The organism is Coprobacter fastidiosus, assembly GCF_030296935.1.
GTDB lineage: Bacteria > Bacteroidota > Bacteroidia > Bacteroidales > Coprobacteraceae > Coprobacter > Coprobacter fastidiosus.
On the sequence record NZ_AP028032.1, the window covers coordinates 853,614 to 878,182 of the forward strand.

Here is a 24,569-nt window from a genome sequence, read left to right on the forward strand (position 1 = left end):
CAGTTTATCCATTTTATTACAGAAAATTTTCTTTATTGAAAAGGAATGTTGTATTTTTGTAAAAGCTCTTTGCTGAAAAGCAAAGCCGAACGTTTTTTACCGCAGATAAAAAACGTTCGCATTGTGTTAAGAAAAAGGAATGTTTAACTTAAATCAAAACTGCAAGATAAACACTATGGCAGATTGTAAAGAAAAGTTGTTCGACCAATTTCCTCCTGTTTCTACGGAAGAATGGATGGAAAAAGTCACGGCAGACCTTAAAGGTGCCGACTTCAACAAAAAACTCGTATGGAGAACCAATGAAGGGTTCAACGTAAAACCGATGTATCGCGCAGAAGATATTGCGGATATAAAAACCACAAATTCTTTACCTGGAGAATATCCTTATGTTCGCGGGACTAAATGCGATAATGAATGGCTGGTGCGTCAAGACATACATGTCGAAAACGTAAAAGACGCCAATGCAAAAGCAAAAGACCTGCTTACCAAAGGTATTACTTCGTTAGGTTTCGCTCTCGAAGCTGAAAATATCACTCCCGAAAATATAGCGATATTATTGTCGGGTATCGATGTAGAAAATGTCGAATTGAATTTCACTTCGTGCATTAAAAACAGTTTAAAACTGATCGAGGCACTATCAGATTATTTCAAATCGCAAAACATCAATACCGAAAATATAAAGGGTTCTATCAATTTCGATCCGTTCAAACGTATTTTGAAACGAGGAAGAGATTTTAAAGAATATGCACAGAAAGGTGCAGAAATCATAAAAGCTGCTGCCGCTTTACCTAAATTCAGAGTACTTGCAGTCGATGCCATAATGCTTAACAATGCAGGCTCTTATATCTCCCAAGAACTCGGATTTGCTCTGGCTTGGGGAAACGAATGGCTAGCCAGTATCACAGATCTCGGTTTGAGTGCAGATGAAGTAGCCAAACGCATTAAATTCAATTTCGGCATATCATCCAACTATTTTATGGAGATAGCCAAATTCAGGGCAGCCCGCATGTTATGGGCACAAATCGTATCGGCCTATAAACCGTCTTGCGAATGTGCTGCAAAAATGGAAACTCATGCAAAAACATCCGAGTTTAACATGACGATTTACGATGCGCATGTCAATTTGTTAAGATCACAAACGGAGGCTATGTCCGCCGCTCTTGCCGGAGTAAACTCTATGACCGTCACCCCGTTTGACATTACCTATAAACAACCGGATGAATTTTCGGAACGTATCGCCCGTAATCAACAACTTCTGCTCCGGGAAGAATCTCATTTCAATAAAATCACAGATCCGGCAGCAGGTTCATATTATATAGAGAATCTTACTATTTCTATTGCAGAACAAGCATGGAAATTATTCCTCGAAGTTGAAGATAAAGGCGGATTCTATGCAGCACTGAAAGAAGGATTCATTCAACAAACCGTAAATGCTTCGGCCGAAGCCCGTCACATGGCAATCGCACGAAGAAAAGAAATTTTGGTGGGAACTAATCAATACCCGAATATTAACGAAAAAGCGGCAGATAAAATCAAAGATAAAGCGTCTTGCGGATGTTGCGGAGGAGAATCGCATAAATGTCAGCCCGAATACGAAACATTACATTTCGAACGGGGAGCCAGCGATTTCGAAACACTGCGTTTAGCAACTGAAAAATCAGATAAACAACCGGTCGTATTTATGTTGACAATCGGTAATCTTGCCATGCGCCTCGCCCGTTCCCAATTCTCCGGAAACTTCTTCGGATGTGCCGGATATAAAATCGTGGACAATTTAGGTTTCAATACCATACAAGAAGGTGTAAACGCTGCTATTGAAGCAAAAGCCGACATCGTAGTGCTTTGCTCGAGCGATGATGAATATGCAACTCTCGCTCCCGAAGCAAAAGCAGCATTAGGCGATAAAGCCATTTTAGTCGTAGCAGGAGCACCCGAATGTATGGAAGAACTGAAAGCTCAGGGTATCGACCAATTTATCAACGTACGCAGCAACGTTCTGGATACATTGAAGGCTTTCAATGCCAAACTATCGATTCATTAACCGTTATAAAACGTATCAAGAAAATCGTAAAATTATGAGACCTAATTTCAAAAATATAAATATCACAACCGATGCTTTTGCCCAAAACGGGAAAGGAAGCATCTCTTGTAATCCTGAAGACAAATGGATTACACCTGAATTGATTCCGGTAAAACCGATTTATACACAAGCCGATCTGGAAGGCATGGAACACCTGAATTATGTAGCCGGTATTCCTCCATTCTTGAGAGGACCGTACAGCGGTATGTATGCTATGCGTCCATGGACTATCCGCCAATATGCCGGTTTTTCCACTGCTGAAGAATCGAACGCATTTTATCGCCGTAATCTCGCAGCCGGACAGAAAGGACTCTCCGTAGCATTCGATTTGGCAACACACCGAGGATATGACGCCGATCACGAACGGGTAGTTGGTGATGTAGGTAAAGCCGGAGTTTCTATTTGCAGTCTGGAAGACATGAAAGTTTTGTTTGACGGTATTCCTTTAAACAAAATGTCCGTTTCTATGACTATGAACGGGGCTGTACTCCCTATTATGGCTTTCTATATCAACGCCGGGCTGGAACAGGGGGCAAAATTGGAAGAAATGGCAGGGACCATCCAAAATGATATTCTGAAAGAATTTATGGTTCGCAACACATATATTTACCCACCGGAATTCTCTATGCGTATCATTGCGGATATTTTTGAATTTACCTCCCAATATATGCCTAAGTTCAATTCTATCTCTATTTCGGGATACCACATGCAAGAAGCCGGAGCAACTGCCGATATCGAACTGGCTTATACACTCGCCGATGGCTTGGAGTACCTTCGTGCCGGAGTTAATGCAGGAATGGATATAGACTCTTTTGCACCTCGTTTATCTTTCTTCTGGGCTATCGGGATGAACTATTTTATGGAAATCGCAAAAATGCGGGCAGCTCGTATGCTGTGGGCAAAAATCGTAAAACAATTTAATCCTAAGAATCCGAAATCTCTTGCATTGCGTACCCATTCGCAAACATCAGGATGGTCATTGACCGAACAAGATCCGTTCAATAATGTCGGACGTACTTGTATCGAAGCGATGGGAGCAGCACAAGGACATACTCAATCTCTACACACAAACGCCCTTGATGAAGCAATCGCATTACCGACAGATTTCTCTGCCCGTATCGCTCGTAATACTCAGATATATATTCAAGAAGAAACTTATGTAACGAAAGAAGTCGATCCTTGGGCAGGTTCTTATTATGTAGAATCCCTGACCAATGAATTGGCACATAAGGCATGGGAACATATTCAGGAAATTGAAAAACTCGGCGGCATGGCTAAAGCTATCGAAACCGGCCTTCCGAAACTGAGAATAGAAGAGGCTGCCGCACGTACTCAAGCCCGCATCGACTCAGGTAAACAAACAATCATCGGTGTAAACAAATATCGTTTGGAAAAAGAAGATCCGATCGATATTCTCGAAGTAGATAATACGGCTGTACGTAAACAGCAAATTGCCCGATTAAACGAATTGAAAGCGAATCGTGACGAAGCGGCTGTAAAAGCTGCACTGGAAGCTATTACAGAATGCGTGAAAACCAAAAAAGGCAATTTGCTCGACCTTGCTGTAAAAGCTGCAAAAGTACGTGCGACTTTGGGAGAAATATCCGATGCCTGCGAAGCTGTCGTAGGCCGTTATAAGGCAATTATCAGAACTATATCAGGAGTGTATTCATCAGAAACGAAAAAAGATGCGGATTTTGTACGGGCAACAGAATTGTCAGAAAAATTCGCCAAGAAAGAAGGTCGCCAGCCTCGTATCATGATTGCTAAAATGGGACAGGACGGACACGACCGAGGTGCAAAAGTTGTGGCAACGGGATATGCCGATTGCGGCTTCGACGTGGATATGGGACCGCTATTCCAAACTCCGGCAGAAGCTGCCCGCCAAGCAGTTGAAAATGACGTTCATGTATTAGGTGTTTCATCCTTGGCAGCAGGGCATAAAACATTAATTCCACAAGTTATGGAAGAGTTGAAGAAGCTCGGACGAGAAGATATTATCGTTATTGCAGGCGGTGTAATTCCGGCACAAGATTATGACTTCTTATATAAAGCCGGAGTCGCAGCAATTTTCGGTCCGGGATCTTCTGTTGCCAAATCTGCTTGTCAGATACTTGAAATTTTGTTGGAAGAATAAGTAATTTTTTTTCAATAGAAATAAAAAAAGGAAAAGGTTCTTACGCAATGTAAAGGACTTTTTTCCTTTTTTTGTTAATGAATAAAAAAAATAAAATTTCCCGATTTAACCCTCCGTTTCTCAATACATCCAATCTATAAAATAAGTCCAATATTCATTTAAAAATTAAGAAGTATGAAAACAAAAATCGGAATGCTTTTAATAGCAATGTGTATGTCTGCAATGGCTTTTGCCCAGAAACCTATTGAGAAAACAAGAGTAAAGAAAAATTTTACACCGGAACAAATAGCACAGAAGCGTACGGATATAATGAAAATCCGGTTACAATTAGACGATGAACAAACGGCAAAGATTTATACTTGGAATCTGCAACAGATAAAAGAACAAATAGCACAAAAGGAAAAAGAGAAAATCGAACGCCAAAAACGTATGGAACAACGAAAAGCACAAGAAGCCGAGTTTATTTCGATCCTTACCCCTTCTCAAAAAGCTGCTTATGATCAATGGAAACAGGAACAAAAAAAAGAGATGAGAAAAAAGAATCTGAATAAACGCCTACATCCACAGAAGAACCTTCCACAAAAGTAACAATCAAATTTCAATACGCCGGACGATAACTTTTTTGTCCGGCGTATTTTATCAAATAAGAATCAATCATTATAAGATCATAATATATTGCCATATCTTCATTATATTTTTAACTGTTCATACAGAAAAAAACGATATATTTGTAACTATTAATATGTAACTACATATATATGGCAAAAACAAAATCGGTATATATATGCACCAATTGCGGAGCTGATTCTCCGAAATGGATAGGGAAATGCCCTATTTGCGGAGAATGGAACAGTTATGTAGAGGAAATCATCAATACTAAACCTTCAGCAACTAAAAGTTCATATCACTCGACCGAAAACAGCAAATCGAAACCTCTTAAACTGAATGAAATAAATATTGCAGAAGAGCCTCGTATAGATGTGCGAAACAGTGAATTGAACAGGGTTCTCGGAGGAGGTCTGGTTCCTGGCTCATTAGTTTTGATCGGCGGCGAACCCGGAATAGGGAAATCGACTCTGATTTTACAGACGGTTTTAGGTTTACATGGGAAAAAAACATTGTATGTCTCCGGAGAAGAAAGTGCCCGCCAACTGAAATTACGAGCAGACCGAATACAAAAAAGTGAAAATCCTGATTGTTATATCGTTTGTGAAACTTCTTTAGAAGAAATATTCGTGCATATTAAAAACGTACAACCCGATTTAGTTATCATAGATTCTATTCAAACCATATCGACCGAGACGATCGAATCTTCTCCGGGAAGTGTATCTCAAGTGCGGGAATGCTCTGCATCAATTCTCAAATTTGCAAAAGAAACCGGAACTCCCGTCTTATTGATCGGACATATTAATAAAGAAGGCAGTATTGCCGGACCTAAGGTTCTGGAGCACATCGTTGATACCGTGCTGCAATTCGAGGGAGATCAACACTATATGTACCGAATTCTCAGGTCTATAAAAAACAGATTCGGAAGCACTGCCGAATTGGGAATATATGAAATGAGACAAAACGGACTTCGTGAAGTCAGTAACCCCTCCGAGCTATTACTATCTCAGAATCATGAGGGATTAAGCGGGGTCGCCATAGCTGCGGCCATAGAAGGAATACGTCCATTTCTGATCGAAACGCAATCTTTAGTAAGCACTGCCGCATACGGTACACCACAACGGTCGGCAACAGGATTCGATTTAAGAAGAATGAATATGCTTTTGGCTGTTCTCGAGAAACGTGTCGGATTTAAACTTGCACAAAAAGATGTGTTCCTAAATATCGCCGGAGGATTGAAAGTTAACGATCCAGCTATGGACTTATCTATTATCAGCGCTATTCTTTCGTCCAATATGGACATGGCCATCGAGAACCACACCTGTATGACCGGAGAAGTCGGACTGTCCGGAGAAATACGACCCGTCAACCGAATCGAACAGAGAATATCGGAAGCAGAAAAATTAGGATTCAAACGCATTTTGATTCCGTACAACAATCTAAAAGGGTTTGATGATAAAAAACTGAATATAGAAATTGTTCCCGTCCGTAAAGTCGAAGAAGCTTTCCGACAACTATTCGGATAAAAAAACAACAATATGATCAAAGAATTAAAAATAAGAGTACTACCAAAACAGGCTTCATCGGAATATAATATAATTCAAGCCGTATCACAAGAATACGCCATTGACTTATCTTCGATCAAAGCGATCCGAGTATTGAAACGCTCGATAGACGCCCGTCAAAGACAGGTTATGATCAACATGCAATTAAAAGTATATATCAATGAAATACCTACTGACGATGAATATATACATACTTACTATGACGATGTATCGGACAAGTCTCCTGTCATTATCGTAGGAGCAGGTCCTGCAGGTTTGTTCGCGGCTTTACGCCTGATCGAACTCGGACGCCGCCCCATTATCATAGAACGAGGAAAAAATGTTCATGAACGACGTAAAGATATTGCCCGTATAAGCCGGGAACAGATCGTAAACAGCGAATCGAATTACAGTTTCGGAGAAGGAGGAGCCGGAGCTTTTTCGGATGGAAAACTATATACTCGAAGCAAAAAAAGAGGATCGGTAGATCGCATTTTAAATATCTTCTGTCAACATGGTGCAGACACATCTATTTTAGCAGACGCCCACCCTCATATAGGTACAGATAAATTACCGGTCGTTATCGAAAACATCCGGAAGCAAATAGAAAAATCGGGCGGCGAGATACATTTCGAAACCCGAATGGATAAACTTTTAATAAAAAACGATGAAATCATCGGGGTAGAAACCCAAAACGGAAAAGAGTTTCACGCACCCGTTATTCTGGCAACCGGACATTCTGCCAGAGATGTATATTATCATTTATACGAATCAGGGATAGAACTGGAAAGCAAAGGCTTCGCCGTAGGTGTGCGTCTGGAACATCCGCAGCATCTGATAGATCAATTGCAGTACCACAATCCTAAAGGTAGAGGAGAATATCTTCCGGCAGCCGAATACAGTTTTGTAGCTCAAGTAAACGGGCGTGGTGTTTATTCATTCTGCATGTGTCCGGGAGGTTTTGTCGTTCCGGCAGCCAGCGGACCTAATCAAATCGTTGTAAACGGAATGTCTCCCTCAAATCGAGGATCAGTATGGGCTAATTCGGGGATGGTCGTAGAAATAAGACCGGAAGATATTGACCAATATTCACGATACGGAGTATTGTCAGGAATAAAATTTCAGGAAGAACTCGAATATCAGTGCTATGTGAATGGGAATTGTAAACAAACAGCCCCAGCCCAACGAATGACAGATTTTGTCAATAAAAAAGTATCGTTCGATCTGCCTAAATCGTCATACACCCCGGGAGTCATCTCCTCTCCTCTCCACTTTTGGATGCCGGAATTCATTACTTCGCGCCTTAGAGAAGGATTTTCTTATTTCGGTAAAATATCGAAAGGCTTTCTTACAAGAGAAGCACTAATGATCGGAGTAGAAACAAGGACATCCTCTCCGGTAAGAATCCCCCGATATAAAGGAAACATGCAACACGTTCGCATTAAAGGATTATACCCTTGCGGTGAAGGCGCCGGATATGCAGGAGGTATTGTTTCGGCGGCTATCGATGGTGAACGTTGCGCCGAAGCAGCAGCACAATATATGTAAAACTTTTACAAAAACCACATATCATGATCACATTCTGTATTGCTTTATTAGTGCTTATCGGAGGTTATTTTATTTACGGAAAATTCATTGAAAGGGTTTTCGGAATCGAACCCGACCGTAAGACTCCGGCAATCAAGAACCCCGACGGAGTAGATTTTGTACCTCTTCCCCGTTGGAAAATATTTATGATCCAATTTCTGAACATCGCCGGACTCGGTCCTATTTTCGGAGCTATTATGGGAGCAAAATTCGGGACTTCTTCTTTTTTATGGATCGTATTCGGTACTATATTCGCCGGAGCAGTACATGATTATCTTTCCGGAATGATCTCTTTACGGCATAACGGAGAGAGCCTTCCGGAAACTATCGGACGTTATTTAGGCGTCACCACCAAACAGATCATGCGAGGCTTTACAGTAATTTTAATGATACTGGTCGGTGCCGTTTTTGTTGCAGGTCCGGCAGAATTACTCGCAATGTTGACTCCCGAATCTCTTGATTCTACATTCTGGATTTATGTAGTATTTATCTATTACATCATCGCTACACTATTCCCTATCGATAAAATAATCGGACGGGTATATCCCTTTTTTGCTGCCGCATTGCTCTTTATGGCGATTGGAATACTTGCCATATTACTCATTCAGTTTCCTGCCATACCCGAAATCACCGACGGACTACAAAACAAACATCCGAATGCAGTAAATTCCCCAATCTTTCCAATGATGTTCATTAGCATTGCCTGCGGGGCAATTTCAGGATTTCACGCAACTCAATCTCCATTAATGGCTCGATGCATGACCAATGAAAATCAAGGACGTTCGATATTTTATGGTTCTATGGTTACCGAAGGTATTGTCGCTCTGATATGGGCAGCAGCAGCTACTTACTTTTTCAGCCCTGAAGGCCAATCGGCATTCGGGATAACCGAAAATGCAGATAATGTAAACGGAAGTGCTGCTATCATCGTGCAAAAAATTTCTGAAGGCTGGTTAGGGGTTATCGGTGGATTCCTAGCCATACTCGGAGTAATCGCAGCCCCCATAACGTCAGGAGATACCGCATTCCGCTCTGCTCGCCTTATTATTGCGGATTTTATGAAGATAGAACAAAAGTCGATTACCAAACGGTTAGTAATTTGCATTCCTTTATTTATACTCGCAATCGGAATTCTTATCTACAGTCTTGCCGATAAAAACGGTTTTGAAATGATCTGGAGATATTTTGCATGGTGTAACCAAACTCTTGCCGTATTCACGCTATGGGCTATTACCGTATACCTCGCACAAAAAAAGAAATTATATTGGGTTACTCTTATTCCGGCCCTTTTTATGACAACAGTTACAATCACCTATATACTGTATGATCCTATCGGAATCAATCTTTCATATAATTTATCCGTAAGTATCGGAATCGGCATGGCCATCATTTCCGGAATCTATTTCTTTCTCAAATTACCGAAACTGAAAAACGTACAATAAACAGATACTATAATTCACTGTGAACTAATCATATAAAAGCCTGTCTGACTTTTTTTAACAGACAGGCTTTTAAAATTTCCGGTTTTCACCAACCGTCATTTAACAGTCACTTCCCCTTTCAGTTCGATCGTTGCAGAAGAAGGGCCTACAGATATTTCGAACAATCCGGGTTCTACAACTCGCTGCATATCGGCATTGATCAATGAAAAATGTTCGGGAGTTAAAATAATCTCTACGGTTTTCTTTTCTCCCGGAGCTAACTCTACACGAGAAAATCCTTTTAAGGCTTTTCCGGGAAGCGATACGCTACTAACCTTATCGGTCAAATACAACTGGCATATTTCCGTACCTCGCATTTTACCTGTATTCTCAACAGTAAAAGAAACCGTAAGATTCTCATCCTTATTTATTTCCTTAGCAGACAATTGCATATCTCCATACTTAAATGTCGTATAACTAAGTCCATGACCAAATGCGTATAATGGAGTCGTATTTCCATCTACGTACCAATGTTTAAAAGAACGTTTTTTTAGATAAGTAACCGGCAATTGCCCTTGGGAACGAGGGACACTGACTGTCAGTTTACCCGAAGGATTGATATCTCCGAAAAGAGCCTCCACAATGGCTTTTCCTCCAAATTCTCCCGGATACCAAGCATCTAATATGGCATCGGAATATTCATCTGCCGGAGTCATTACGAACGGGCGGCCATGCATCAATACCGTAGCTGCCGGACATCCGGATGCATGCACAGCTTGCAACAGCTTGACATCTCGCTCATTCATATTCAAATTCTGCCGGTCTTTCCCCTCTCCGACGAGATTCATCGATTCTCCTACAACAACAATAGTAATATCCGACGTGCGTGCCGAAGCAATAACCCGATTATATAAAGCATCGGCAGACATAGTACGACCGACAAGCCTCCATTCGATAGAAGTCCATGCATTATCATCGATTTCCGCATATTCCACCTGTATCGGGAGTATCTGTCCGGCTTGTAAACGAATACGGTATGTACCATTGTTTTTACCATTATCCCACTGATCGATGACCAGCTTTCCGCCTAAATACAGTTTACTCCAATTATCTGCAGACATCTTGAACTCATACTCTCCGGTTACAGGAGCTTTTATGACCCCTTTCCAACGAGCCGAAAACATATCTCTGTTCACACCCGGAACAGGGCTTAAATTATGCCAATAATGTGAAATCTCAGGATCTACACTCTTATACGCCGGAGTTCCTTTCAGGTCTATTCCGTTAAAAAATTCCACATAAACACCATTTTCCCCACCGGCTTCTGTATACAGTACCGAATTGGGAATAGATTTGAAAGAATCTTCTATCTGACTTTCTATAAAATCGATACGGACATTTTTACCGAATTTATCTTTTAATGCCTCATATACCGTAATACCTCTTGCCTGAGCCGGAGAATAACCGCCCAACAACGACTGATTTGCCAGTTCTCCCACCAGAGTAATACGTTTTACATCTTGTTTAAACGGCAACGTATTGTTTTCATTTTTCAACAAGATCAAAGACTCTTGTGCAGCTTTCAAAGCTAAAGCCTTATGTTCCGCATTATTTTCGGCTTGAACAGCCAGAGAGTCCTCAGTATAAGGATTCTCAAATAATCCCAAACGGAATTTCAGCCTTAATACATCGGCAACCCTACTATCGAGAATTGCTTCATCCAGCGTTCCGTTTTTAACGGACTCGACAACAGCTTTCTGAAAATCATCGTAAGGGAAATCGTAAAACTGCATATTCAACCCGGCTTTAAGAGATTTAACGACAGCATCTTCAGTATCCACAGCCGTATGATGATCGTTTACCTGTCTTCTTATAGCTCCTAAATCCGATACTACAATGCCGTCAAAGCCCCACTCTTCACGTAAGATCTTAGACAACAGCCATTCATTCGCAACGCAAGGAATCCCGTCAATATCATGATAAGCAGCCATTACCCCTTGAGCATGTCCCTCTTTCACCGCTTTTTCGAAAGTATATAAATGGAATGAACGGGCTTCTCGTTCGCCGATATTAACCGATGAGGCATTTGTCCCCGATTCCGGAATACCATGAATACCGAAATGTTTAGGCTCTGATGCCACGGTATTATTATCTCTCAAGTCATTGCCTTGCATACCTTTTACAAGATTAACCCCCAATCGAGAAGTCAAATACGGATCTTCACCGAAAGTTTCCTCAACACGCCCCCATCTTATTTCATGAGCAAGATCCAAATTCGGGCCCAATATGAAATGCACGCCATGAGCACGGGCTTCTGTGGCAATAACCCTTCCGATAGAATAGAGCATGGTTGTATCCCAGCTCGAAGAATTACCGATAGGAATAGGGAAAGCTGTACCTTTTACACCTTGATAGCCGTGCAATCCTTCCTCTATAAAAAGCAAAGGAATACCCAAACGCGAGTTTTCCACCGCATGTTTTTGTATAAGATTAGCTACTGCAGCATGAGCAGGATATAAATCATGGACAGCCCCGATACACATGCTATCTACAAAATGCTTCAACTGTTCGTCGGATAAAGTATTTTCGTCTATGACAATTTCTTTTGCCGACAGCATATCCAGTTGAGCAGCTTTTTCTTCTACTGTCATACGCCCCAATAAATCCTGTACTCGAGTTTCGACAGGTAATGACGAATCTTTGTAATCGGCTTTATTGCTACAAGCGACAAAAGCCGATACGAAAGCGCATAGGAATACGCTCCGGATAATTTTTTTTCTCTCTCTCATTTCTTTTCATTTATATATTAAAAGTCTCCTGATTAAAAACGGATTTGGTTTAATCAGGTCATCGGCTTGTCCTCTTTACGATCAATAAATATTGCCACCTCATCATACAAGAAAAGATTCACAGATCATCTTCTCTCCAATATACCGACACCCTACGGCAATTTATATAAAATACTCCAAACAGTCAAAATATAAACAAAAGTATTTTCACAAAACCGAAAAGTCTGTTCGATTTTTATATAAATACTTTTCCAATGTTGTGCTTTATTTAATCAAGCAAATAGCCATCGGTAAATGTTACCTTATAACCATCCAAAATGCCGGAAAGATAATTCCCGCTAACTATAATATCATCGAAATAACTGTAACCATCGGAAAATTCCATATCAATAGAATGTCCGTAAATATTCCAATCCCAATAGAAATATTCAGAAAACGTATCCAATAGATCCCCTGTATATATATTATAATAATCGTATCGTATTATCCCTCCTCCGTCTAAATAAAAGGAGAGTTCCCTACGGCATTCCGTATAATCGTCTTCGTCATAAAAATCTACCCAGACTCTATTACATAACATCTCAGCAGTATCCTGATCTTTTCCGAAACTGATTTCTTCGCACGAAAAGAACACTACGCAGAAAACAAACAGGACAATCGTGACAACACCCGACTTATTTACCCAATTACACATTCTTCAACCGTTAATTATACATAAACATACAAATATAGGGAAATATCCTGCTTTTAGCAGAAAAACCGATAAAACAATAATAAAATAATATCTACATACTTTTTATCATTATAACAAAGCTGTTTTTCGTTGATTTTTCGTACCTTCGGGGCGATTTTTGAAAGCAGTAATATTTTATCAGATATGAGTAAAAAGTTTACCGAATATTCTCACTTCGATTTATCCGAGATAAACAAAGAGGTACTGAAAAAATGGGATGAAGAAAATGTATTCCACAAGAGTCTGGAAGTTCGTGAAGGTTGCCCGTCTTTCGTATTTTATGAAGGACCGCCTTCTGCAAACGGAATGCCGGGTATTCATCACGTAATGGCACGATCGATCAAAGATATTTTTTGCCGTTACAAAACGATGAAAGGGTTTCATGTTAAACGTAAAGCCGGTTGGGATACTCACGGATTACCCGTAGAATTAGGCGTAGAAAAAGCACTCGGAATTACCAAGGAAGATATCGGAAAGACGATCTCGGTAGCTGATTATAATGCCGCATGCCGTAAAGACGTGATGAAATATACCCGTGAATGGGAAGACCTTACTCATAAAATGGGATATTGGGTAGATATGAACGATCCTTATATCACATACGACAACCGTTATATCGAAACTCTATGGTGGTTATTAAAGCAACTTTATAATAAAGGACTGCTCTACAAAGGATATACGATTCAGCCTTACTCTCCGGCCGCAGGGACAGGATTGAGTTCTCATGAACTAAATCAGCCGGGGTGTTACAGAGATGTAAAAGACACGACTGTAGTCGCCCAGTTCAAAATGAAAAATCCGAAACCGGAAATGGCAGAATGGGGAACTCCTTATTTTCTTGCATGGACGACGACTCCTTGGACACTACCGTCAAATACTGCGCTATGCGTAGGGCCGAAAATCGATTATGTTGCGGTGCAGTCTTATAACCCTTATAGCGGAAAGCCTATCACAGTAGTTTTGGCAAAGGCTTTATTGAATACTCATTTCAATCCGAAAGCGGCAGACTTAGCTTTAGAAGATTATAAACCCGGAGACAAATTGATTCCCTATAAAGTGATTGCTGAATATAAAGGTCCGGACTTAGTCGGAATGGAATATGAACAACTTATTCCGTGGGTCAATCCGGGAGAAGGAGCATTCCGTGTCATTTCGGGAGATTATGTAACAACAGAAGACGGTACAGGTATCGTACATATTGCACCGACCTTCGGTGCTGATGACGCCCAAGTTGCTAAGGCTGCAGGAATACCTCCGTTACAAATGGTCAATAAAAAGGGAGAACTGCGTCCGATGGTAGATCTTACCGGAAAATTCTATTTACTCGATGAGCTGGACGACACATTTGTAAAAGAGTGTGTAAATGTAGATTTATACAAAGAATATGCCGGACGTTTCGTGAAAAATGCGTACGACCCGAATCTTACCGATAAAGACGAAACTCTCGATATTTCTATCTGTATGATGATGAAAGCCAATAATCAGGCATTCAAGATAGAAAAACATGTACATAATTATCCGCATTGCTGGCGTACCGACAAACCGGTATTATATTATCCGTTGGACAGTTGGTTTATCAAATCAACGGCTTGTAAAGATCAGATGATAGAACTGAACAAGACCATCAACTGGAAACCGGAATCTACCGGAACAGGACGTTTCGGAAAATGGCTGGAGAACTTGAATGACTGGAACTTGAGTCGTTCGCGCTACTGGGGTACACCTCTCCCTATTTGGCGTTCAGAAGAAGGAGAAGAAAAATGTATCGGATCGGTAGAAGAATTATATAACGAAATAGAAAAATCCATCGCTGCAGGATTCATGAAATTGAATCCGTACAAAGAAAAGGGGTTTGTACCGGGCGAATATAAAAAAGAAAATTACGACAAAATCGATTTACACAGGCCATACGTCGATGATATCGTGTTAGTATCGGAAAGCGGGAAGCCGATGAAACGAGAAAGCGACTTAATCGATGTGTGGTTCGACTCGGGTGCAATGCCTTATGCTCAAATACATTATCCATTTGAAAATAAAGAGTTGCTCGACAGTCACGAAATATACCCGGCAGACTTCATTGCCGAAGGGGTAGATCAAACCCGCGGATGGTTCTTTACCCTCCATGCCATTGCCACAATGGTTTTCGGCAGCGTCGCCTATAAAGCCGTTATCTCAAACGGTCTTGTGCTTGACAAAAACGGGAATAAAATGTCCAAACGGTTAGGCAATGCCGTTGATCCGTTCTCTACGATTGAGAAATACGGTTCAGACCCACTGCGTTGGTACATGATCACCAACTCATCTCCATGGGATAATCTGAAATTCGATACAGACGGTATAGAAGAAGTTCGCCGAAAATTTTTCGGGACACTTTACAATACCTATTCGTTTTTTGCTTTATATGCGAATGTGGACGGATTTACATTCTCCGAGCCGGAAATCCCCGTAGCAGAACGTCCTGAAATAGATCGCTGGATCATTTCTTTGTTGAATACTCTTGTAAAAGAGGTTGACGAACATTATAATAATTTCGAACCGACCCGTGCAGGGCGTGCTATTTCCGACTTTGTTAACGATAATCTAAGCAACTGGTATGTGCGTCTTAACCGGAAACGGTTCTGGGGAGGAACGATGGATGCAGATAAACTGTCTGCTTATCAGACTTTATACACATGTCTAGAAACTGTCGCTGCACTTATGTCTCCCATAGCACCGTTCTTTGCAGACCGGTTGTTCAGAGACCTGACATCCGCAACCGGACGTTCTGACAAATCGGTACATTTATGCGATTTTCCGACTTTACATCCGGAATATATAGACAAGACCTTAGAAGAACGTATGCAAATAGCTCAGGATATTACATCTATGGTACTTGCCTTGCGAAGAAAAGTAAATATTAAAGTACGTCAACCTCTAACAGCATTAATGGTTCCTGTTTTAGACGAAAAACAGAAAGAGGAAATCGAAGCGGTTAAAGATTTGATATTAAATGAAGTAAATGTAAAGGAACTGAATTTCGTAGACAATACGGCCGGAATACTCGTAAAACGGATCAAACCCGATTTTAAGAAGCTCGGACCGCGCTATGGAAAAATCATGAAGCAATTAGCCGCAGCTATCGCATCAATGGAACAAGAAGAAATAGCACGTTTCGAAACTGAAGGACAATTTACGTTCGATATCGAATCTCAACAGGCTACGATAGAATTGAATGACGTGGATATTATTTCTGAGGATATTCCCGGATGGTTAGTTGCCAATGAAGGACGATTGACTGTGGCTCTTGATATTACAGTCACAGAGGAACTTCGCCTTGAAGGAATAGCCCGAGAATTGGTCAATCGGATACAGAATATCAGAAAAGCGAGCGGTTTCGATATTACGGATAAAATAACCGTAAAACTGACCAGTCATTCTGAAACAGATTTTGCAATAAACAAATATGAAGATTACATAGCAAAACAAGTGCTTGCAGACTCGATAGAAATAGTCGATACCGTATCCGATGAGAATTGTACAGAGCTGGATTTCGATTCATTTAAATTACAAGTATCCGTAACAAAAGCATAAATTCGGTATTATTACCCTGGTAATTTTGTATATTGGGGTAATTTCTTTATTTTCGCATCATATTGTAAACTATATAACATCTACTATGTTATGTAGTAAATAAGAAAAAAAGGTTATTCACTTAAAAACCGTAAACCTATGAGTACAAAAACACGATATTCGGATGCAGAATTGGAAGAATTCCGCGCGATCATACAAGAAAAGCTCGACAAGGCTTACCGGGATTATGATCTGCTGAAGTCGGCAGTTATGAACGCTGACGGTAATGATACAAGTGATACTTCTCCTACGTTCAAAGTACTGGAAGAAGGTGCGACGACACTATCGAAAGAAGAAGCTGGTCAGTTAGCTCAACGACAGATGAAGTTCATACAACATCTGCAGGCTGCCATGGTAAGAATCGAGAACAAGACATACGGGATCTGTCGGGAAACCGGAGAATTGATTCCTAAAGAAAGATTACGGGCCGTACCTCATGCTACACTTAGTATCAATGCCAAAAAAGACCAGAAATAAAATCGGATCACTTTGAATCTGATATAAAATAACAATTCGACACTTGACGTATATACAAAACATACGGAACAGGCGTCGAATTGTCTTTATCGGACATCCGTAATACGGATAAATAACATCACACAGTTTAAAAAGAGGATGAAACTGACAAACGGAAAAATAGCTATACTGGTAATATTTTTAGTATTATTTATCGACCAGTTTACTAAAATATGGGTTAAAACTCACATGTATCTGGGTCAAGATATCGAAATCACAAAATGGTTTTATATTCTATTTATAGAAAACAACGGAATGGCTTTCGGTATAGAAATCATCAGCAAACTGTTTCTTAGTTTGTTTCGTATTGCAGCCGTTATTTTTATCGGATACTACTTGTATAAAATAGTACACCGTCCCTTTAAAAGAGGATATGTCGTTTGCATCGCTCTTATCCTTGCCGGTGCATTCGGTAATATAATAGATAGTGTTTTTTATGGTGTTATATTTGACAACCCGACACCTCCGTTTGTGGCAACCTTATTCCCCGAAGGCGGCGGTTACCAGTCGTTATTTCACGGGAAAGTCGTAGATATGCTCTATTTTCCTCTATTCCGGTTCTATTGGCCTGATTGGATTCCTTTTATCGGAGGAGATTCTTTCGAATTTTTTCGACCGGTTTTTAATATAGCCGATTCGGCTATTACTATAGGGGTAATCGTATTGCTGCTTTTTTATCGAAAATACTTAGCATCTGTGTCGAAGAACTAAATAGTCTTTTATGAGATCATTGTTTTATATAGCTTTATGCAGTGTAATTCTTTGCTTATTCCCGGCTTGTGACCGAACTCCCGATCACATTATCAAGCCTAAGGCAATGGAAGATCTCTTAGTCGATATTCATAAATCAGAAGCGATTATAGAAAAAAATTATCAGAAATACGGTTCCATAGAACAAAAAGAAGAACTGCGCAACGCTGTTCTAAAAAAGCATGGAGTAAATAAAGCTTTATTCGACTCTTCTCTAATGTGGTATGGGCATCATTTACCCAAATATATCAAAATATACGATAATGTCATAGCTCGTCTCAAAGAAGAAGATGAAGCCGTAAAAGTATTGATTGCCGAAAACAACTCCCAACCACTCTCCCGTCCCGGAGATTCTGTGAATATATGGCCGAAGGAACAGTTCTATGTTTTCGAACCTCATATCGGACGAAGTATATTGACTTTCGATATTCCTGCAGACGATAATTACCAAGAAAAAGATATTTTTATTTTAAAATTGAAATTCAGCATGTTACCTCAGATACATAAGCAATATCCTCATGTAACATTAGCTGTAAAGCATAAAAATGACTCGATTCGCTTCATCAGTTCTAATATCCGCAATAACGGGTGGGCAACATTCCGAGTCGAATCCGATTCGTCTGCTATCAATAAAATATACGGAAACATTATTGTTCCATCACGTCCCGATTGGATAAAAACTTTCGCCGACAGCATTTCTCTCACCCGTATCCGTTATAGAAAGTCGGAAATAACACGACCGGAAATAACGGCAGAGAATGATTCTACCGCAACAAAATAAAAACCATGAAACGGGGATTTTTTGCACACTGCATTTGTTATAGAGAGCAAATATATCATAAACATATTCTTTTTCTAAATGAAAAAGATGAAATAATCGAAATAACTCCTTTTTCCAATGAAACGTCAAATACTACCTTTATCGATGGTATTTTGATTGTCGCATCTCCCTCATTCCATATTCATTTAACAGACTTCATCGCTACGATAAAAAAACAGATAGAAAATCCTAAAACCCGATTATCCCTCGCCATTTTAAAAAATCCCGTGTATAAAAATAATATGCCTAATATGGGTGGGCGTTGTTTATTATGTAATATCCCGGAAATATGTTGGGAAAACGAGAGACCAGAATCCTTTTCTATCGAAATTAACGAAATTTTCCGACCCTAATTAATTTAAATAGCCATCAGAAATCAAAACTTCAAACAAAACCTTATATCCATAAAATCTTAGAATCGGTCTAAAAATCCGCTATACAAGAAGATATTTCAATAACATCGGACTCTGTGATTACCGGAGAAACCGGAAGACTTAACACTTCACGGCTAAGCAATACGGAGACAGGGAGGTCTAAATCATTATATTGATGATAACAAAACTGTTTATGAGGAGGGATAGGATAATGAATCATTGTCGGAATACCTTGTTTTTCAAGATAAGAGCGAAGTTCTTCCCGCCGTACGGTCCGAATCACATATTGATGCCACACATGTCCCTCAGGAGATTCTATACTGGGCTTTATAATGTCCTGATGGTTCAAATACTTATCATACCAAATAGCAACTTGGCGACGAGCTCGGTTTTCCTTATCGAGATACTTTAACTTTACAGATAAAAATGCAGCCTGTAATTCATCCATGCGGCTATTTAACCCTTGGTAAACATTTATATATTTTTCAATAGAACCATAATTGGCTAATGCACGAATCACATCGGCCAATTCCGTATCATTCGTAGTTATAGCTCCGGCATCACCCAACGCTCCTAAATTTTTTGCGGGATAAAAACTAATCGCCGCAGCATCACCCAACGCTCCTGTTTTGTATGTTCCGTTAAACCCTTCTACCCGACTGACCGCTCCTATCGCTTGAGCATTATCTTCTATAACTCTCAGTCTGTATTTTTCCGCCAAATGTTTTAACTCTTCATTCCAACAACAGCGGCCATAAAGATGTACTACCACAATCGCCCGAGTACGTTCGGTTATTTTCATCTCTACTTTTTCTATATCGAGATTGAATGTCTGTATATCAGGATCTACAAACACCGGTTTCAACCCATTATCGGTTATTGCCAATATCGTAGCGATAAAAGTATTGGCCGGTACTATAATTTCGTCTCCCGGTTGCATCAAACCCCTCACGATATAAGCCTTAAATATCAATCTCAATGCGTCCAAGCCATTTCCTACAGACACGGTATAACGACACCCCAGATAATCACTTAATTGATTTTCGAATGCGGCAACTCTTTTTCCTTGCAGATACCAACCGGAATCTATCACTTCTGACGCAACTTTTTTCAGTTCATCAGCATAACGTGCATTTATTTGCTGTAAATCTTGAAATTTCATCGATATAGAATCTTTCTGAACAAAGATACAAATTCTTAAAATATATCCTTACATTCCATCATTTCTTAAACATTTGCAGGTAGACTAAAAAACAAAAAATCCGGAATCGTTAAAATCCCGGACTTTTATGATAACATTTATTACAATCAGAACCAACGCACGTAAGCAAAATCTTGGCGATGAGGAAGATCAGGATTTTTAGGATACATGCGGAACGAATATTTGTATGTTCCCGCTGCCCGTAACTGGTAATCGATGTGGAAGACAGTAGAATCATCTGTCGTTTTTACTACATTAAGTTCATACACCTGATAAGGTTTCATTTGACCGTCCTCAACAGGAGTAACGACTAATTCAACACCAATGCAATTTCCAAGTCCTTTAGGATCAATAGCTACCTCAATCGGATATTCTTCGCCTACATGCGGACTGTAAAGTATCGCTTCGGGCAAGTTAACCGACTTAATTTCGATCGAATCCCATTTAGCTACGACTTCTTGCTTCCAAGCGGCTATTTCTTTGGCTTTTTTATAGTTGTCAGCAACCAAAAGTTTAGAACGTTTGGCCTCTTTGCTATAAAAACGATCAATATAATCTTTAAGCATACGGTTCATCGTAAACTCTGGGGCAATCTGTGCAATGGAATTCTTAATATACTGAATCCATTCAGGTGAATACCCTTTGCTATTCTTAGCAAAATAAAGAGGTACGATTTGATTTTCAAGCATAGAATAAATCGTTGCAGCATCCAATTGATCTTGATGACCTTGATCTTGGAATGTCCGTTTATCTGTTAATGCCCAGCCTGCACCTTCTTTATAACCTTCATACCACCAGCCGTCAAGCACGGAGAAATTGAGAACTCCATTCATTTCGGCTTTTTCTCCAGATGTTCCGGATGCCTCTAAAGGGCGTGTCGGAGTATTTAGCCAAATATCTACACCGGATATCAGACGTTTGGCTACTTTCATGTCATAATTTTCCAAGAAAATAATCTTTCCTAAAAATTCAGGACGACGTGAAATTTCGACAATTCGTTTTATAAGATCTTGTCCAGCACCATCCGCAGGATGTGCTTTTCCAGAGAAAAGGAATTGTACCGGATATTGAGGATTATTCACGATCTTGGATAATCTTTCAAGATCGGTGAAAAGCAAGTGTGCCCGTTTGTAAGTTGCAAAACGACGAGCAAACCCGATAAGTAGTGCATTTGGGTCGATACGCTCAAGAACAGAAACAATTCGAGAGGGATCTCCCTGATTTTTCAACCAGTTTTCACGGAAATCGTCTTTCACAAAATTCACCAATTTATTTTTCATTGTCTGGCGAAGCTTCCAAATCTCCTCATCGGGTACGTCGTATATTTTTTCCCACATCTTACGGTCATCTTGATGCGTTAAAAAATCCCGTCCCAATTTCTCGACATAGAACTCTTTCCATTCGGTCGCCGCCCAAGTAGGAAAATGCACACCATTAGTCACATATCCCACATGAAGTTCTTCGGCTGCATATCCTTTCCAAATAGGCTGGAACATGTGTTGTGAAACTTTTCCGTGTAACCAGCTCACACCGTTTACTTCCTGACAGGTATTACATGCAAACACACTCATCGAGAATTTTTCGTTCGTCCCTGGATTTTCTCTTCCCAAATCCATCAAGTCTTGCCATGAAATTCCCAGTTTTGCAGGGAACTCACCCATATATTTTCCGAATAATCCTTCATCAAAACTATCATGACCGGCCGGAACAGGTGTATGCACCGTATAAAGCGACGAAGCACGAACGACCTCAAGAGCTTCTTCGAATGAAAGTTTTTCATTCTGAACATACTCTACCAACCTCTGCACATTAATAAGCGCAGCATGTCCTTCATTACAATGATAAATATCCTTCTTGATACCTAAACGCTTCAACATAAGAATACCACCTATACCAAGCATATATTCTTGTTTCATACGATGTTCCCAATCTCCCCCATACAACTGATATGTAATAGGTCTGTCAAACTCGCTATTCAAATCGAGATCGGTATCCATGAGGTATAAAGGAACCCGCCCGACGCTTACTTTCCAGATATTGGCGTAAATAATGCGTCCCGGATAAGGCACTTCTAAAACTATCGGATGTCCGTTTTCGTCAGTAACTTGCTCTACCGGAAGCTGGTTGAAATTTTGAGGTTCATAATTAGCCAACTGCTGTCCATCCATAGAAAGTGTCTGGGTAAAATATCCATACCGATATAAAAAACCCACTGCGACCATATCGACGTTACAGTCACTGGCCTCTTTTAAATAATCTCCGGCAAGAATTCCCAATCCTCCCGAATATATTTTCAGGATGTTAGCCAAACCGTATTCCATGCTGAAATAAGCTACAGAAGGAAGATCGGTTCTCTTTTCTACATCCATATATTTTTTAAATTCATCGTATAAGTCATTAATACGACGCATTATCGCCTTATCTGCCGCAATTTCTTCCAAGCGTTCATAATTAATCTGCTGAAGCATCAATACAGGATTCCCGTTTGTCGATTTCCACAATACCGGATCAATAGACCGGAACATTTCGATCGCCTCACTATGCCACACCCAACTAATGTTACGAGCCATCTCCTGCAAGATATCCAATTGTGCAGGAACTCTTGATTTTACCGTAATGTCACGCCAACACGGTGCGTTTGTATTACTTACTTGTACTTTCATATAACTTGGTTGTTAGTTAATAGTCTTTATATTTTATCTGTCTCTGCTTAATTAAAACAGCCTCTTTATTATAATGTTCTAATTGTCAGTTTTATTTACACTTTTCAAAGCCCAATTATAAGCTTGTTCATAATAAGAAATAAAATATTTCCACAATGCCTGCTTCGATGTTTTCATTGCAAGCTTGCGTATATTTTCGATTTCCGTTACTGTTTTACCGGACAAATCTCTTATTGTCTCCACTAATTGACTTGCCACTTCATCATAATTAGAATCTGTCCGATGTAATACGGCAACACCCTTTTCGTTCACAGGACAAGCTCCCGAAGGACAACTCCAAAGTCCGAATCCTGATAAATCGGTCGTAACAGTAGGAACTCCGAAAGCGATACTCTCCAACGGAGTATATCCCCACGGTTCATAATATGAAGGAAACGCTGTTGCATCCAGACCGATCAGCACATCGTAATACGAAAGATTCAATATACCGTCATCACCTTTTAAATATGAGGGAATAAAAATAATTTTGACTTTATCTTCCGGTCTGTTCGAGAACCCACCATTATGAATTTGCGACATAACACGGTCTTCGTTATAATTGTAAAGTGCATGTGTTATAAAAGGATCGGGCAATGCTGTTTTAAAATTTTCGACTGCATTCATCCGCAAAGCCAAATCTTCTCGCGCATTTCCTGACCATGCCGGAACCATCACGAAAGCAATTATTTCCTTTTCTCCCGTATAGGTTTCTTTCAGCCGCCGTACTGCTTCTATGAAAAGGTCAATACCCTTATTTTTATATTCGTAACGTCCCGAAGTGGCTATTAAAAACGAACACTCATCCGGTTCATATCCAACTAATGAACCGGCAAGCTTCAATAACCGCTCACGAGCAATATTGCGTTTTTCCTCATATAAAGCTCCCTTAGGTACAAAATTCTCTTCAAATCCATTAGGCGTTACAATATCCGGACAGCGCTCGAGCAACTGAGCACATTCTCGCGCCGTTATATCACTCACTGTTGTAAAACAATGTGCCTGATGTGCCGCATGTTTTTCTAACGAATGTTTCGATACCATATTCAACTCTCTTGCCATCTGATCACCATTATATCCCGGCAAATAATCATAAAGAGGCTTATTATTCCCGGCAATAGAACGCCCTATTGAAGTCGCATGAGTCGTAAAAACAGTAGCGACAGCCGGTAATTTATGCCTGATATACAGCAACCCCATACCGGTAATCCACTCATCAAAATGAGCTATCACTTTTAAATTTTCTCCTCGAATATATTTATAGAAACTCTCTATCACGAGTGCCGAAGCATACGCAAAAATACACGACTCGTCATAATCACCATAAGCCGGTAACGAATCTACACCGAACCAATTCCACATATCGGTAAACAATTCATTACGACAAGGGTACATATTATTGTAATCAATAAGGATAACAATCGGTCTGCCCGGAATATCCCAACGTCCGGTTCTGACCTGCAATCCTTCTTTTGCAGCTATCTTTTTCCAATCTTTGAAAAGAGAAGGAACTTCAATAAAATAAGGTGATTCTTTTTCTTTCCACAAATCAGGACCAATAAACACATTTCTATCCTTATTTATCTGTTGTAAAGTTTTTGCTTTAGTAGAAAGCACAGTATAAATACCACCCACCAAATTACAAACTTCCCAACTCACTTCAAAAAGATAGTCCAAGTTCAGGGGGTTCTTTTCCATATTAA

General features: G+C 40.1%; 16 protein-coding genes. 11 read left to right on the plus strand and 5 right to left on the minus strand.

The annotated features are described in order from the left end of the window. The first annotated feature begins 175 nt into the window (after nt 1–175). The 6 genes from mutA (at nt 176) to QUE35_RS03470 (ending at nt 9,396) form a co-directional block, all read left to right on the plus strand. Complete coding sequence (gene mutA / locus QUE35_RS03445; protein ID WP_022601606.1) at nt 176–2,041, plus strand: methylmalonyl-CoA mutase small subunit; 1,866 nt, start codon at nt 176–178, stop codon at nt 2,039–2,041. 34 nt (nt 2,042–2,075) lie between these two features. Further along, nucleotides 2,076–4,217, plus strand: coding sequence for a methylmalonyl-CoA mutase (gene scpA / locus QUE35_RS03450; protein WP_009319392.1), 2,142 nt, complete (start codon nt 2,076–2,078; stop codon nt 4,215–4,217). 174 nt (nt 4,218–4,391) lie between these two features. Then, the gene (locus QUE35_RS03455) at nt 4,392–4,805 is read left to right on the plus strand and encodes a DUF4890 domain-containing protein (RefSeq protein ID WP_022601015.1); all 414 of its coding nucleotides are present in this window, start codon (nt 4,392–4,394) and stop codon (nt 4,803–4,805) included. Nucleotides 4,806–4,975: 170 nt separating this feature from the next. After that, nucleotides 4,976–6,349, plus strand: coding sequence for a DNA repair protein RadA (radA, locus tag QUE35_RS03460; protein ID WP_022601014.1), 1,374 nt, complete (start codon nt 4,976–4,978; stop codon nt 6,347–6,349). Nucleotides 6,350–6,361: 12 nt separating this feature from the next. Beyond that, nucleotides 6,362–7,915, plus strand: coding sequence for an NAD(P)/FAD-dependent oxidoreductase (locus tag QUE35_RS03465; protein WP_022601013.1), 1,554 nt, complete (start codon nt 6,362–6,364; stop codon nt 7,913–7,915). A 23-nt stretch (nt 7,916–7,938) separates the two neighbouring features. Then, on the plus strand, nt 7,939–9,396 hold the full coding sequence (locus tag QUE35_RS03470; RefSeq protein ID WP_022601012.1) for a carbon starvation CstA family protein: 1,458 nt from the start codon (nt 7,939–7,941) through the stop codon (nt 9,394–9,396). Nucleotides 9,397–9,491: 95 nt separating this feature from the next. Here the strand turns inward: QUE35_RS03470 and QUE35_RS03475 are convergent, their stop codons facing one another. Together QUE35_RS03475 and QUE35_RS03480 are read right to left on the minus strand one after the other, a co-directional pair. Further along, nucleotides 9,492–12,164 (minus strand): glycoside hydrolase family 3 N-terminal domain-containing protein, encoded by a 2,673-nt coding sequence (locus QUE35_RS03475; protein WP_022601011.1) that lies wholly within the window; start codon nt 12,162–12,164, stop codon nt 9,492–9,494. 268 nt (nt 12,165–12,432) lie between these two features. Then, the gene (locus QUE35_RS03480; protein ID WP_022390029.1) at nt 12,433–12,858 is read right to left on the minus strand and encodes a hypothetical protein; all 426 of its coding nucleotides are present in this window, start codon (nt 12,856–12,858) and stop codon (nt 12,433–12,435) included. Between the two features lie 183 nt (nt 12,859–13,041). Between QUE35_RS03480 and ileS the strand changes: the two genes are divergently transcribed. The 5 genes from ileS (at nt 13,042) to QUE35_RS03505 (ending at nt 18,945) form a co-directional block, all read left to right on the plus strand. Beyond that, nucleotides 13,042–16,467: an isoleucine--tRNA ligase gene (gene ileS, locus QUE35_RS03485; protein ID WP_031258507.1), complete on the plus strand. Its 3,426-nt coding sequence runs from the start codon at nt 13,042–13,044 to the stop codon at nt 16,465–16,467. Nucleotides 16,468–16,605: 138 nt separating this feature from the next. After that, the gene (locus QUE35_RS03490) at nt 16,606–16,983 is read left to right on the plus strand and encodes a TraR/DksA family transcriptional regulator (RefSeq protein WP_009319384.1); all 378 of its coding nucleotides are present in this window, start codon (nt 16,606–16,608) and stop codon (nt 16,981–16,983) included. 138 nt (nt 16,984–17,121) lie between these two features. Continuing rightward, a complete protein-coding gene (locus QUE35_RS03495) occupies nt 17,122–17,733 on the plus strand; it encodes a lipoprotein signal peptidase (protein WP_009319383.1) in 612 nt (203 codons plus the stop codon). A gap of 10 nt (nt 17,734–17,743) precedes the next feature. Then, nucleotides 17,744–18,553 carry a DUF4296 domain-containing protein gene (locus QUE35_RS03500; protein ID WP_022601009.1) on the plus strand — a complete coding sequence of 270 codons (810 nt, stop codon included), beginning with the start codon at nt 17,744–17,746 and terminating at the stop codon, nt 18,551–18,553. 5 nt (nt 18,554–18,558) lie between these two features. After that, nucleotides 18,559–18,945 (plus strand): hypothetical protein, encoded by a 387-nt coding sequence (locus QUE35_RS03505; RefSeq protein ID WP_022601008.1) that lies wholly within the window; start codon nt 18,559–18,561, stop codon nt 18,943–18,945. Between the two features lie 70 nt (nt 18,946–19,015). Here the strand turns inward: QUE35_RS03505 and QUE35_RS03510 are convergent, their stop codons facing one another. The 3 genes from QUE35_RS03510 to QUE35_RS03520 form a co-directional block, all read right to left on the minus strand. Continuing rightward, nucleotides 19,016–20,128, minus strand: coding sequence for a DegT/DnrJ/EryC1/StrS family aminotransferase (locus tag QUE35_RS03510; protein WP_022601006.1), 1,113 nt, complete (start codon nt 20,126–20,128; stop codon nt 19,016–19,018). 146 nt (nt 20,129–20,274) lie between these two features. Beyond that, nucleotides 20,275–22,830, minus strand: coding sequence for an alpha-glucan family phosphorylase (gene glgP, locus QUE35_RS03515; RefSeq protein WP_022390027.1), 2,556 nt, complete (start codon nt 22,828–22,830; stop codon nt 20,275–20,277). A gap of 78 nt (nt 22,831–22,908) precedes the next feature. Then, nucleotides 22,909–24,564, minus strand: a complete 1,656-nt coding sequence (locus QUE35_RS03520; RefSeq protein ID WP_022601005.1) for a glycosyltransferase — start codon at nt 24,562–24,564, stop codon at nt 22,909–22,911. Between the last annotated feature and the right edge of the window lie 5 nt (nt 24,565–24,569).

Bases quoted from the DNA above. Each gene is read 5' to 3' on its own strand.
- QUE35_RS03490 (WP_009319384.1), top strand. From the start codon at position 16,606: ATGAGTACAAAAACACGATATTCGGATGCAGAATTGGAAGAATTCCGC.
- QUE35_RS03510 (WP_022601006.1), bottom strand. From the start codon at position 20,128: ATGAAATTTCAAGATTTACAGCAAATAAATGCACGTTATGCTGATGAA.
- QUE35_RS03470 (WP_022601012.1), top strand. From the start codon at position 7,939: ATGATCACATTCTGTATTGCTTTATTAGTGCTTATCGGAGGTTATTTT.
- QUE35_RS03465 (WP_022601013.1), top strand. From the start codon at position 6,362: ATGATCAAAGAATTAAAAATAAGAGTACTACCAAAACAGGCTTCATCG.
- QUE35_RS03455 (WP_022601015.1), top strand. From the start codon at position 4,392: ATGAAAACAAAAATCGGAATGCTTTTAATAGCAATGTGTATGTCTGCA.
- radA (WP_022601014.1), top strand. From the start codon at position 4,976: ATGGCAAAAACAAAATCGGTATATATATGCACCAATTGCGGAGCTGAT.
- scpA (WP_009319392.1), top strand. From the start codon at position 2,076: ATGAGACCTAATTTCAAAAATATAAATATCACAACCGATGCTTTTGCC.
- mutA (WP_022601606.1), top strand. From the start codon at position 176: ATGGCAGATTGTAAAGAAAAGTTGTTCGACCAATTTCCTCCTGTTTCT.
- QUE35_RS03480 (WP_022390029.1), bottom strand. From the start codon at position 12,858: ATGTGTAATTGGGTAAATAAGTCGGGTGTTGTCACGATTGTCCTGTTT.
- QUE35_RS03475 (WP_022601011.1), bottom strand. From the start codon at position 12,164: ATGAGAGAGAGAAAAAAAATTATCCGGAGCGTATTCCTATGCGCTTTC.
- QUE35_RS03505 (WP_022601008.1), top strand. From the start codon at position 18,559: ATGAAACGGGGATTTTTTGCACACTGCATTTGTTATAGAGAGCAAATA.
- QUE35_RS03495 (WP_009319383.1), top strand. From the start codon at position 17,122: ATGAAACTGACAAACGGAAAAATAGCTATACTGGTAATATTTTTAGTA.
- QUE35_RS03500 (WP_022601009.1), top strand. From the start codon at position 17,744: ATGAGATCATTGTTTTATATAGCTTTATGCAGTGTAATTCTTTGCTTA.
- ileS (WP_031258507.1), top strand. From the start codon at position 13,042: ATGAGTAAAAAGTTTACCGAATATTCTCACTTCGATTTATCCGAGATA.
- glgP (WP_022390027.1), bottom strand. From the start codon at position 22,830: ATGAAAGTACAAGTAAGTAATACAAACGCACCGTGTTGGCGTGACATT.
- QUE35_RS03520 (WP_022601005.1), bottom strand. From the start codon at position 24,564: ATGGAAAAGAACCCCCTGAACTTGGACTATCTTTTTGAAGTGAGTTGG.